Genomic DNA, 13,432 nt, shown 5'->3' on the forward strand with positions numbered 1-13,432 from the left:
CGATTTTATTATAGGGCATCAGATGCTTTTTGTGTATAAAAAAATAAATGATGCCATTGAAGAATTTCTTCAACAACATCATTTATTGTAGAACCAAAATTATTTATCCCTTTACAATGCGAATGTATGTTCGTATAATAGAGATGTAAACAAACAAGTATTGGAGGAATTATAGATGAATAACTATCAAGATCGTGGGATGAAGAAGTGGCAAGGATTCTTTTTATCTGAGCATAGTGAACAATTAGCTGAAAAAGAAGAGCCATTAGTAGTCCTAGAAGAGCAAAGTGATGATGAGAAGAGTCGCTATATATATGATGCTTGGCGTAAGAATTTACCGATTTTGGTGCAATTGCGGATGCGTTCGGTGGGTGGTGATGTCTATCAATTTCATGGGAAGGTAGAAGGCTTATTGGATGATCGGATTGTCTTTCAAAAGGATGGGCGTTGGAAGTCTTATCAATTAGCAAGTATTGAGGCCGTTCGTGTCCAAGCTAGTCAGCCGTGGTTTGTCGATTAATGGATTATAAAGAGTATCCCAAGCGTGATATTATGTGTATTGATTGTAAGTCGTTTTTTGCATCTGTCGAGTCGGTGAAGCTGGGGCTGAATCCTTTGACGTCTTATCTTTGTGTGGTGAGTCATGCGGATAGAAAGGGTGGTTTGGTGTTGGCGTCAACTCCTAAGATGAAGAGTGAGTATGGCATTAAGACGGGGAGCCGTATGTTTCAAGTTCCAAAGTATGATAAGAGGATTAAGATTGTGCCACCTCGTATGGGGTTGTATCTGAAGGTGAATGGCTTGATTAATGAGGTGTTCAAAAAGTATACGAGTGATGAGTATTGGTATCCGTATTCGATTGATGAGAGCTTTATTGATGTGAGTGGTAGTCATAAATTGTTTGGTAGTAATGAAGAGATTGCCAAAAAGATTCAACAAGAAGTCTGGCAGAAGTATAAAATTCCTTTATGTATCGGGATTGGGGATAATCCTTTGTTGGCGAAGTTATGTCTTGATAATGAAGCTAAGAATTATCCGCCCTATATTGCGACTTGGCATTATCAAGATGTGCCAGAAAAGTTATGGCAGATTAGACCGATTACTAATATGTGGGGCATTGGTAAGAAGACGGCTCAACGTTTGGAACGCCTAGGAATCACTAGTGTTAAGCAATTAGCTAATGCCAATCCAGAAGTTTTAAAGCGTCAATTTGGCGTGATGGGTCTGGAATTGTATCATCATGCGAATGGCATTGATCAGTCGATTTTATCGAAGCGTGAGGCGCCTAAAGAGAAGAGTTATGGTTTGAGTCAGGTGTTGCCCCATGATTATCTGGAAGCCTCTCAAGTTAAGGTGATTATTCACGAGATGGCTGGGCAGTTAGCTAAAAGGTTAAGGAAGCATCAGGTAGAGACGCGGTGTATTCATTTAATGATTGGCTATAGTCGTGATATTGTCGAAAAGGGATTTTCCCATCAGATGACGATTTATAAGACCAATCAATCGAGTGTTTTAGAGGCGTATTTCACAGAATTATTCGAGAAGTACTACCAAGGCCAGCCTGTGCGAACCGTTGCTTTAACAGCAGGTAAGTTAGTCCCTAAAGAGAGTCTGCAGTTGAATCTCTTTGAAGCACCCCAAAAGCAAATCCAGCAAGATGACCTCGATAAGATTGTCGACAAAATTCAAGCACGTTACGGTATTACTAGTCTCATTCACGCCAGTAGTCTAACAAAGGGTGCGACGGCTATTGAGCGGGCTAATTTACTAGGTGGACATAGACGATAATGCTAGTTCAATAAGTACTTACAAATTAGGTGGCCATAAACGTTAATGCTAGTTCAATAAGAGCTTACAAGCAGTGACACAATAGTTTTTCGAGACAAGATACTTGCAAATACTATAGAAGATGGCATAATCAAACTAAGTAAAAGGACTGATGGAAGAGAATAGTGAGAAGTTAGTGATAATATTGGAGGAAAAAAAGTGCAAAGAATATTAGTCGTCATTGATATGCAAGTGGATTTTGTTAGTGGATCATTAGGCTCAAAAGAAGCTTTAGGAATTATTGAGCAGGTTACAGAAAAGATTCAATCATATCCTAAAGAACAAGTCTATGCGACACGTGATACGCATGGACCAGACTATCTTTCAACGATGGAAGGGCAAAAGCTCCCCATTATTCATTGTCAAAAAGATACGAAGGGCTGGGAGATTTATCAGTCATTAGCAGATTTAGTATTACAGCAGCATATTTTTGATAAGCAGACATTTGGATCCGTTCGTTTGGCACAATATATGCAAGAATTAGCTGGTAAAGAGCCAATTGAACTAGAATTAGTTGGTTTGTGTACTGATATTTGTGTAGTGTCTAATGCTTTACTATTAAAAGCGTATTTACCCAATACTAAGATAATCGTCGATGCTAGTTGTTGTGCCGGATCAACGCCCGAAAAGCATCAAGCAGCCTTAGATACGATGCGCTCTTGCCAGATTGATATTATTGGATAGAGAGTTTTTTAGGTGAGATAAGTTCATTCATGGTGGCTAGGGAATGATTGTTACACGAATTAGAGCTGATTTTTTTGCAAAATATGATAAAGTGTGGCATGATATGGATAAGTTTTTTATAAGGATTGTAAAAGCTAATAAATAGATAGAAGAGGTGTATTGTTGATGGGGTGTTTATTGGTATAACAGGCAATAAAAAATTGTCGATAATAGGAGAAGATGAACGGCAGATATCATATACGTCGAATGATATTGTTCACATTATTCAGAATAGAGATGCATCACCGATTATTATTCCAATTGGTTCGCCAACGAATGCAAGAGAATATATCAATCGTGTGGATGGACTTTTGGTAACGGGTGGGCAAGATGTTAGTGCACACTTATATGGTGAAAAAGAAGTGCAGATGGATTCAGATAGTTGTTATCAGCGTGATTTATTTGAGATTGCTTTGATTCGTGAAGCATATCGTCAAAATAAGCCGATTTTAGCGATATGTCGGGGGATGCAGATTGTGAATGTTGCTTTTGGAGGGACATTATATCAAGAGCTTGATGCTCCTGATGCGACGGTTATTCATCGTCAGAAGTTTGATTTGACTCAGGTTAGTCATTCAGTTACTATTAATCCAACTAGTGAATTATTTCAAATTCTGAATCAAACAAGCCAATTACAGGTGAATTCATATCATCATCAAGCAGTAAAAGACTTAGCGACACCATTCAAAGCAAGCGCCTGGGCAAGTGATGGGACAATTGAAGCCTTTGAAGCTATCGAAAGTCGTATTAATATCATTGGTATTCAATGGCATCCAGAATTCCTGCTACAAACAGAGCCATTAATGAATAATATTTTTACTGATTTTATTGCAAATGTTCAAAAGTATAAGCTATATTTAGAAGAATCGGAAGTTATTTAGGATGGATAGCAGGAATCCTCGGTAATGTATTAATAGATAGTTTAGTAAGAAGAAAGCTAATTTAGTTCTAATGGAGGGCTAGATTAGTTTTTTTTTGTTTCTTAATACAAAACTTTGCGAGATGATGTATAATAATGAAGTATAGATAAAATTAGTATATAAATAAAAAATAAATAGATAAAAGAGGGCTAGATAAAGATGATAATAATGATTATGAGTATAGTACTGCCAACATTAATCGTCATGTTAGCAGACTATTACTTTTTTAAAGATAATAAAAAAGGGAAATTAGGTTATATCAAAAACTTTTTCTTATATGGAATTGTTAGTAATGTTTATGTATTAGCTTTTTTTAGATATGGTATGAACTTTAGGCAAGTGATTTCACCGAGTACGTTTGGCTCAGTGGGCTTTGTGCTTTGTTATATATTATTAACAGTGGCGGTTGGGGCTTTATTAGTCGTGATTGAATATGGTGTGTTCCAAAAATATTGGCGCGAGAGATTAACTAGTAAAACTCAACATAAGAAGAGTTTGATTTTTTATGTGGTTGCGGTGCTAGTGTATATTCTTGGTTTGGTGGGTATCTTTATGACGGATTGGTTCTTGCAAGAAGTTGAAGGTGTCACTTCAGAACAGATTTTGTTTAATTTGATTTCGCCAGTGGATGGAGCAAGTGGTACAGATGTCTCCTATAGTATTATGAATGATATTGCTTTGCCTGTCTTAGTATTGACGGTGACGGGTGTATTAATCTTAATGATAGCAAGATTTATTCCTAGAAAAAATGTAACAGCCAAGTATTCATTACGTCATGCGATTCAACTTGTTGCTAGTATGGTGATGCTTGGAGTGGGTATCTGGGGGATGAAGTATTGCTTAGTGACCTTGCAATTGAATGAGATATACTATGCGCAAAATGTAGAGTCAGAATTTATTGAGGAGCATTATGTCTCTCCTAAAGAGCTAGATTTGCAGTTCCCAACGAAAAAACGTAATTTAATTCATATTTATTTGGAATCGGTGGAGACATCTTACTTATCGAAGGAATTAGGCGGCTATATGGATGAAAACTTAATGCCAGAATTAACCGAGCTAGCCAAAGAAGGGGTTAACTTTTCTCATAGTGATAAAATGGGTGGCCCACATCAAACATATGGTTCATCATGGTCAATGGCATCAATGGTGAATATGACATCTGGTTTACCGCTTAAGTTCTCAATGCAATTGAATCAAGCGAATATGGGGAAAGACTTTTATCCTGGGGCGATTACTTTGGGAGATATTTTGGCAAAGGAAGGTTATAATCAGACATTAATGATTGGTTCAAGTGCCGTCTTTGCAGCGGTGGATACGTATTATACGAATCATGGGCACTATAAGTTATTTGATTATAACTACGCAATTAAACAAGGCTTAATTCCAAAAGATTATTATGTTTGGTGGGGCTTTGAAGATGAAAAGCTATATCAATATGCAAAAGAAGAGATTACACGCTTAGCAAGTGAAGGTGAACCATTTAACTTTACGATGGAGAATGGGGATACGCACTTCCCGGATGGCTATTTAGATCCGAAAGCTGAACAAAAATACGACCAACAATATGCGAATGTGATTGCTTATAGTTCAAAAGAAGTAGCCAAATTAGTACGTTGGATTCAAGAACAACCCTTTTACGACGATACAACGATTATCTTAACGGGGGATCATTTAAGTATGGATAAGCATTTCTTTGAGGATTTTGATCCCAATTATGAAAGAACTATCTTTAATGTTATTTTAAATCCGGCAACAACAACGACTCATAATCATCATCGTGACTATGCGCCATTTGATTTCTATCCAACGATTTTAGCGGCAATGGGGGTTACTATTCCAGGAAATCACTTAGGCTTAGGAACGAATTTATTTTCAAATGAGCCAACTTTAATTGAACAATTTGGTGAAAAAAGATTAAATAATGAATTAAGTGCCAGAAGTGATTATTTTAATAAAGAGATTATCGATGATGGCAAAGAAAAAATCCATCTCTTTGAAGATATGAAAGCAAAGGTTAAAGAATAAAATTTTGCGAGGGGGCTGCGGTCTCTTCGTTTTTTTTAGTATATATAGAAAAAATATATTTATCATATTAAGAGAACCTTTATGCTACACTAAAAGTAGAAAAAAGTAGAATATTTTTTTATATAAATAATTGACAACGTTTTCATGAATCTGTTAGAATACCTCTATATAAAGAATTCATAAACAAGGGAGATGTTAGAATGAAAGCAAACACATACTTAGGACCAGGGGAATTTGGATTAACTGAAAAGCCAAAACCAACTATTGAAAAGCCAACTGATGCAGTCGTACGTTTGGTAAAAACAACTATATGTGGAACAGATTTACATATTTTGGGTGGTCATGTTCCAGCTTGTCAACCAGGAACAACATTAGGACATGAAGGTATTGGGATTGTCGAAGAAGTTGGTTCAGCAGTTAATAACTTTAAGGTGGGAGATAAAGTTATTATTTCTTGTGTGACAGCATGCAATACTTGCTATCATTGTAAGCGTCAATTACCAAGTCACTGTGATGATGGTGGTTGGATTTTGGGACATTTAATTGATGGTACTCAAGCAGAATATGTTCATATTCCAAGAGCTGATGGGAGTTTATATCATGCGCCATCAACAGTCTCAGATGATGCTTTAGTAATGTTATCAGATATTTTACCGACATCATATGAAATCGGTGTGCAACCTTCACACGTTAAGCCTGGTGATACAGTATGTATTGTAGGTGCTGGCCCAATTGGCTTATCAGCATTATTAACTGTTCAATTCTACTCCCCAGCTAAGATTATTATGATTGATTTATCAGAATCACGCTTAGAAGCCGCTAAAAAATTCGGCGCAACGCATACAATCGTGTCAACAGATCTTGAATCAGTAAAAGCACAAATTGATGACATTACTGACGGACACGGCGTTGATATCTCAATGGAATGTGTTGGCTATCCGCAAACATTTGATATCTGCCAAAAAATCATTTCAATTGGTGGTCACATCTCAAACTTAGGTGTTCACGGCAAACCAGTTCAATTTGATTTACAAGATTTATGGATCAAAAATATTACCTTATCAACCGGCTTAGTAAATGCTAATACAACGGAATTATTATTGGATGTATTAGAAAGCGGTAAGATCGATGCAACACAATTAGTAACGCATCATTTCAAATTATCTGAAATTGATAAAGCTTATGAAGTCTTCCAAAATGCCGGCGAAAACAATGCTCTAAAAGTCATTATTGAAAATGATATTACCCAAGTTCACAAATAGACAGTACTAACCAAAAAATAGAATAAAATATCAAAAAGCATTAGGAATGTCACAAAATGGCGTTTCTAATGCTTTTTTAACTTAGTTTTCAGAAACACGATAGGAATAAATCACAAAATTTGATGAAAAATAAAGAACATATTATAATGAGAGTAGAATAAAGGACTGAAACCATAAAATAAGGTGTTGAGTGTCCAAAATATGTCTTTCAACTAAAGATATAGTGACAACAAGAGTGGTATTTATTGCTAAAAATTTAATAAAAATATATAATAGTAAGATGAGTCACTTGTAGTTAGGGAGGAATATATATGAAAAAGGTACTTTTAATTTTCGGAACACGACCAGAAGCAATCAAAATGTGTCCGTTAGTTAACGAATTAAAAGGGAGAAAAGGGTTTGAAACAACAGTCTGTGTGACTGGTCAACATAAGGAGATGTTGGAACAAGTTTTGACAGTTTTTGATGTAAAACCAGATTACAACTTAGCTATTATGACTAAAAATCAAACATTAGAAGGAGTTACTGCTAAAATATTGAACCTCTTAGGTGAAGTTTTGGATGAAGTTAAGCCAGATGTTATTTTAGTGCATGGTGATACGACAACATCATTTGTAGCAGCCTTGGCAGGATTTTATCGTCAAATTCCAATCGGTCATGTAGAGGCAGGGTTGCGTACGCATGATATTTATTCACCGTTTCCGGAAGAGTTTAATCGTCAGGCAGTCGGCTTAGTGGCGAAGTATCATTTTGCGCCTACAGAAGAGTCAGCAGAGAATTTAATAGCAGAAGGAAAGAATAAGGATAATATTTATGTGACGGGGAATACGGTGGTTGATGCGATTAAGATAACGATTTCTAAAGAGCATTCACATGAGGCAATTGAGTGGGCGAAGGATTCAAGATTAATCTTATTGACAGCTCATCGTCGTGAAAGTATTGGAGAGCCGATGCGTCATATGTTTAGAGCGATTAAGCGAGTGATTGAAGAGCATCCAGATTGTAAGGTCGTCTATCCTATTCATATGAATCCAGTTGTTAGACAGATTGCTGCAGAAGAATTCGCTGGGGTGGATCGTATTCGTTTGATTGAGCCATTAGATGTAGTAGATTTCCATCATTTTATGGATCAGAGTTATCTAATTTTAACGGATAGCGGTGGTATTCAAGAAGAAGCATGTTCTATTGGGAAGCCGGTTCTTGTGATGCGTGATAAGACAGAGCGCAGTGAAGGCGTTAAATCAGGCAGTCTGAAGTTAGTTGGTACTGATGAAGAGCGTATCTACCATGAGATGAAGGAATTACTAGAAAATCCAGAAGAATATCAGAGAATGCATCATGCTAAGAATCCATATGGGGATGGCTTTGCGTCGAAGTATATTGCGGATATTTTGGAGGCTAACCTATAATGAAACGACAAGTATATTATCCAAGAACTTATAGACGCTTGAAGAATAATTATATTAAAAGCGGACTATATTTATTGGTAACGGTATTTATTCCATTATATTATCTATATCGAAATATCGGAACATTTACCAATTTTGTATCAAATACTGTGATTGGTGCATTGAATCAGGTGCTACCATCAGCCTCACCAAGCATTCATGAGACGACATTTTCATTTATGGGGCTAATTTCTTATGTGGACTTAAAAGCTTCTGTAATATCGCCTTATTATTTAGAAGTGCAAATTATTGCGACTATTTTAATTTTAATTATTTGCGTAACAGGTAGAAGGCATAATGTTCCATTTTTTATGTTTTGTTTTTTTGAGGGATTAGGTTTTTTAATTAATTGTATTTATTTTTATTTTAAGGCTGCTGATTTTCCATATTCGATTAATGATTTTTCACAATTATATATGAAGCAGCAATTAGGTATTTGGATTGCCTTTATTATCATTTATGGTGTTACAACGGCATTTATTGGTGAAAAAGGATATCGTTATAAGTTATTATCAACATTTTTATTAGGGGGCTATTCTTTTGTATTTGGAGTAGTGCGTTATATAGTCTTTTTATATGTTTTATCGAAATATTCAACTGTGTATATGTATTTCATGTTTTTCACTTTAGGACCATTATTTGACTTTTTATATTTAGTAGAATTTTATGGGATTTTGATTAACAAATTAATTAAGATATATGATGGAAGTGAAGGAGAGAATCAATGGGAGTGGTATTAAGTATATTAAAAGGATATATGGTAGTGTTAATGGTATTATTAATTGCCTATACATTTAGACACTATATATTCTCATTTAACCGTCTATTGTCAAGACAGAAGATGTATTATCAAGATATTATGACAAGTGAACCAAAGCGTATTTCAATCTTAATTCCTATGTATAATGAAGAATTAGTATTGCATAATTGTTTGGATTCTTTATTAGAATGTGATTATGATCAAGATTATATGGAGATTATTCCAATTAATGATAATTCAAGTGATAGAACCAAGGAATTACTAGACAAATATGCAGCGGAGTATGATTTTATTAAGCCATTACACCGCAATAGTCCCAACCGAGGCAAACCAGCTGGATTAAATGATGCGATGGAATTGGCGACAGGTGAGATTATTTTAGTATTTGATGCGGATTATCGTCCAGCAAAAGATATTTTAAGACAATTAACGGTTGCCTTTGAAGATCCACATGTTGGAGCTGTTATGGGGCGAGTGATTCCTTATAATACAGGGAAGAACTTATTAACTCGCTTATTGAATATTGAGCGTAGTGGTGGGTATCAAGTTGACCAACAAGCACGTTATAATTTGAATTTAGTACCACAATATGGCGGGACTGTAGGTGGTTTTCGTAAGGATGTTATGTTAGAATTAGGTGGGTTTAATACGGATGTTTTGGCAGAAGATACGGAATTAACCTTACGTTTGTTTACGAATGGGTATCGTGTGATTTATGCCAATTCAGCCGAATGTTATGAAGAATCACCTGAAACTTATACCGTACGTGCTAAGCAGATTCGTCGTTGGGCACGTGGACATAATCAAGTATTGTTTAGATATTTCTTTAAGACCTTACGGAATCCATCAATGAATTTCCTAGAAAAAATCGATGCAATGATGTTGTTATTGATTTATACAATGCCATTATTATTATTAATTGGAAAAATTGATTCGATTATTTTATTCTTTGCAGGTAGTATGAATTTATTTTCAGCGTGGTGGGTTATTTTATTCTTAGGAGTGTATTCTTCATTTGGTAATTTTGCGCCATTCTTCCAAATAGGGACCGCCTTATTGTTAGATGGTTTATGGGGCGAAATTTTATTATTACCAATGTTAATTTTTAATTTTTATTTTTATATGTGGCATATTAGTATGGGAGTTATTGATGCGATTGTCGATGCTTTTACCAAACGTACGGTAAAATGGGCTAAGACGCAACGTTTCCTTGATGAAAAGAAAGATGAGCCTACGCTTGAAACTGATAAATCGACTAAAGAAAACTCCAATAAAGGGGGAAGAAGCTAGTGGATTTAATCTATTTATATGCAGCAATCTTTTTTTGCATGTTAAGTTTACCAGTGGGGATTGCATTTTTATACCATGTGAAAAAGCCAGCTGAACCAATGTATATCAATCAAAATAAAACAAGAGATCCGCGTTTTTTTGCGAATAACTTCAATAAAATGATTGATAATGCAGTGATTAATTGTGAAAAAAGTAAGATTACAATAAATGGTAAAGAAGAAAAATTTATCAATAGTGATACTGATAGTAATTTTTCTAATAGTGTCGATCGCTTAGTATTGGCCTTTGATAAAGATTTGTTGGTACCAAGTAATGTTACAACTTTAAAAAAAGCCGTCTATGCTAAAAAGAATATTATGATTTGTGATTCTGAAGTAGTTTGTGACACAATGTATGCACAAGAAAGTATTTATTTAAAAAAGCCTGTTATTGTTGATGGATGGGTTGATGCAAAAGAACATTTAGTTGCAACGGATGGCTGTGATTTAGGTAAAAGTGCTAGTTCACAACACAAGATTACCTTAACAGGTCGTGTAGAGTTTAGAAGACTGTATGCGCCTAGTATCCATTGTGGTGAAGGTTTAGAAGATTGTTTGTTTGATTTTAAGAGTATTGTGACAAAAGAAGACTATATCTCCAAATCAAGTATAACACTCAAAAAAAATACCAAATTCATAGGCGATATTCGCTCATATAAAGATATCGTAATTGAAGATAATACGATTATGAAGGGGAATGTCTTTGCAGATGGCAATATTACAATTGGGAAAAACTGTCTCATTTATGGTACAATCTTTTCACAAGAATCAATCGAAATCGGTGAAGGAAGTATTATTGGACAAAGCGGCGCAATTCGTTCAGTAATCGCTCGTGGTACAGTAATCTTAAACCCTAATTGCATAATTTATGGATATATTAGTTGTGAAAAAGGTGGTTGTAAAAAGGGGTAACGAAAGAATGAATGAAAAAAAAATAGAAGAATGTATTAATTATTTATCAAATATAAGAAAAGAAAAAGGCATAGAAAAGCTAGAAATTGAGAAATATATCAAAAAAGATTTGGAAACGATTGAATATGACGGCTATCTCTTACGCTTAGATATTGATAACCTTCGTGGTATTAATGCAGCTCGTGGGAATTCACATGGCGATGTCTTAATTGAATATACTCATCAATGTATTAGTCATGTATTAGATCCACAACAAAAAGTCTATTGTTTAAGTGGTGGTGAATTTATTATTATTAGTCCTAAAGACAATATGTGTTCAGCTGAAACTTTATATAAAAAGATTCAACAAGAGATTACGAATTTAATTATTAAACATGAATATTGTTTTTCATTTTCAGTTTGTGGCGGGATATTTTATGTTGATGGAACAGAAATTACTTTTGATGAAATTTTAAAATGTTCTGAATTCACTCTTGAAACTGCTAAAAAGAAAGGACCAAATGAATATTATTCTTTTTGTATTAAGGATTATTATGAAAGAGTTAGTAATCATCACTTAAAATTAATGCTACAAAAAGCAGTAAATGATGATTTTGATGGCTTTATAGTTAATTTTCAACCAATTGCAAATCATGAAGGACAGATTAGAGCAGCTGAAGCTTTATTACGTTTTCAAAAGGATGATGTCACGATTAATCCTGGTTTATTAATTGATTTATTAGAAGAAACAGGTTTAATTATTCTGGTTGGAAGATGGACATTAAAAAAAGCCTTAGAATTTTGCAATCATGTACGGATTTTTGATCCAAAATTTGTTATTTCGGTCAATATGTCGTACATTGAAGCTAGTGATTATACAAGATTAGATTATATTTTAGAGACATTAGAAGAATTTGAAGTACCAGCAGGTAATTTAAGTATCGAATTAACAGAAAGTGGTTTGTTAGAAACAGATAAAAATATTCAACATTTATGGCAGGGGTTAAAAAAAGCTGGGGTATTCATTAGTTTAGATGATTTCGGTACAGGATTTTCCAATTTCCATTATATTGAAGACATCAAGCCAGATTTGCTGAAAGTTGATTATATTATTACTCAACAAGCAATGCAAAGTGAACGCCATTTTAAGATTTTAGAAGCGATTAACAGTGTTGTACAACATTTAGATTTAAAGCTTTGCGTTGAAGGTATTGAAGATAGAGAGGTGTTTGATAAAATGAAGAAACTAGGCGCCTCATTTTACCAAGGATATCATTTTAGTAAACCGTGTACTTCTGATGAATTTATCAATAAATTTTTTGCTATTAATATGGAAGAGGAGGAAAACCAATGTCCCAAGAACAACTAACACATGAATTAACATTTGAAGAATTAAAGAATACTATTACATCATTGAGAAGGATATTTGATATCGTACGTGTGGTAGATGCAAGCTTAACGATTCAATATGAATTAAATGAAGAAGGCCAATTAGTTCCTGATGAGTATCGCTGTTATGCGGTATGGGAAAAAGATCATCGTTGTGAGAATTGTATTTCAGCTAAAAGTTTAGCTACTAAGAGAACAACTAGCAAGTTTGAATTTATTCATCGTGACGTATTTTTTGTTATGTCACAGTATATTAAGTACCGTGGTGAAGAATATGTCATTGAATTAGTGAAGGAGATTCATGATGATGTCTTATTTGATGCATATGGTAAGGATGGCTTTGTAGATTTAATGAATCAGTTTAATGATAAAATTTATAAAGATGAATTAACTGGTGCTTATAATCGCCGTTACTTCAATGAGCAACATCTTAAAATTGCTCGTGATGCAGCCGTTGTTATGATTGATATTGATAAGTTTAAGACATTGAATGATACATTTGGACATACAGCAGGAGATATGGCATTACAAGCTTTAGTATCTTGCATTCAGTCTAATATTCGTGGAACAGACCGCCTTATTCGTATGGGAGGCGATGAATTTGTCTTAGTATTAGAAAATATTCCAATTCATATTCTTGAAGAAAAGTTAACACAAATTAAAGAAGATGCTAGTTATATTCGCTTTGAAGAATATCCAGAGCTAAAAATGACAATCAGTTTAGGTGCAGTAGCGACTCCAGGAGATATCCGTGAATCATTAGTATTAGCCGATGATATGTTATATATTGCCAAAGAACAGCGTGATACTGTTAAAATTTATGAAAAGCATCAAAAAGAAATAAGAGAATAAAAGAGTA

Annotated in this window: 12 protein-coding genes; all 12 read left to right on the plus strand. The window is 34.5% G+C overall.

Features of this window, described 5'->3' with window-relative positions; translation table 11 throughout:
- Window positions 1-175 precede the first annotated feature (175 nt).
- Complete coding sequence (locus BMX09_RS09970) at window positions 176-520, plus strand: hypothetical protein (protein WP_143054378.1); 345 nt, start codon at window positions 176-178, stop codon at window positions 518-520.
- Window positions 520-1,788, plus strand: a complete 1,269-nt coding sequence (locus BMX09_RS04835) for a Y-family DNA polymerase (protein WP_218138919.1) — start codon at window positions 520-522, stop codon at window positions 1,786-1,788. Before BMX09_RS09970 ends, BMX09_RS04835 begins: the two co-directional genes overlap by 1 nt.
- Window positions 1,789-1,986: 198 nt before the next feature.
- Window positions 1,987-2,511 (plus strand): cysteine hydrolase family protein, encoded by a 525-nt coding sequence (locus BMX09_RS04840; protein ID WP_089746575.1) that lies wholly within the window; start codon window positions 1,987-1,989, stop codon window positions 2,509-2,511.
- A 170-nt stretch (window positions 2,512-2,681) separates the two neighbouring features.
- A complete protein-coding gene (locus BMX09_RS04845; protein ID WP_177159540.1) occupies window positions 2,682-3,431 on the plus strand; it encodes a gamma-glutamyl-gamma-aminobutyrate hydrolase family protein in 750 nt (249 codons plus the stop codon).
- Window positions 3,432-3,644: 213 nt separating this feature from the next.
- Window positions 3,645-5,495 (plus strand): LTA synthase family protein, encoded by a 1,851-nt coding sequence (locus BMX09_RS04850; RefSeq protein ID WP_177159541.1) that lies wholly within the window; start codon window positions 3,645-3,647, stop codon window positions 5,493-5,495.
- 200 nt (window positions 5,496-5,695) lie between these two features.
- Window positions 5,696-6,757: a zinc-dependent alcohol dehydrogenase family protein gene (locus tag BMX09_RS04855; RefSeq protein WP_089746578.1), complete on the plus strand. Its 1,062-nt coding sequence runs from the start codon at window positions 5,696-5,698 to the stop codon at window positions 6,755-6,757.
- A gap of 311 nt (window positions 6,758-7,068) precedes the next feature.
- Window positions 7,069-8,166: a non-hydrolyzing UDP-N-acetylglucosamine 2-epimerase gene (gene wecB, locus BMX09_RS04860; RefSeq protein ID WP_089746579.1), complete on the plus strand. Its 1,098-nt coding sequence runs from the start codon at window positions 7,069-7,071 to the stop codon at window positions 8,164-8,166.
- Window positions 8,166-8,945, plus strand: a complete 780-nt coding sequence (locus BMX09_RS04865; protein ID WP_089746580.1) for a hypothetical protein — start codon at window positions 8,166-8,168, stop codon at window positions 8,943-8,945. Before wecB ends, BMX09_RS04865 begins: the two co-directional genes overlap by 1 nt.
- Window positions 8,930-10,255, plus strand: a complete 1,326-nt coding sequence (locus BMX09_RS04870) for a glycosyltransferase family 2 protein (protein ID WP_089746581.1) — start codon at window positions 8,930-8,932, stop codon at window positions 10,253-10,255. Before BMX09_RS04865 ends, BMX09_RS04870 begins: the two co-directional genes overlap by 16 nt.
- Window positions 10,255-11,205 carry a bactofilin family protein gene (locus BMX09_RS04875; protein ID WP_089746582.1) on the plus strand — a complete coding sequence of 317 codons (951 nt, stop codon included), beginning with the start codon at window positions 10,255-10,257 and terminating at the stop codon, window positions 11,203-11,205. Before BMX09_RS04870 ends, BMX09_RS04875 begins: the two co-directional genes overlap by 1 nt.
- Window positions 11,206-11,212: 7 nt before the next feature.
- A complete protein-coding gene (locus tag BMX09_RS04880; RefSeq protein ID WP_177159542.1) occupies window positions 11,213-12,553 on the plus strand; it encodes an EAL domain-containing protein in 1,341 nt (446 codons plus the stop codon).
- On the plus strand, window positions 12,535-13,425 hold the full coding sequence (locus BMX09_RS04885) for a GGDEF domain-containing protein (protein ID WP_089746584.1): 891 nt from the start codon (window positions 12,535-12,537) through the stop codon (window positions 13,423-13,425). Before BMX09_RS04880 ends, BMX09_RS04885 begins: the two co-directional genes overlap by 19 nt.
- Window positions 13,426-13,432 lie beyond the last annotated feature (7 nt).

It is taken from the genome of Granulicatella balaenopterae, assembly GCF_900111135.1.
Classification (GTDB): Bacteria; Bacillota; Bacilli; order Lactobacillales; family Aerococcaceae; genus Granulicatella; species Granulicatella balaenopterae.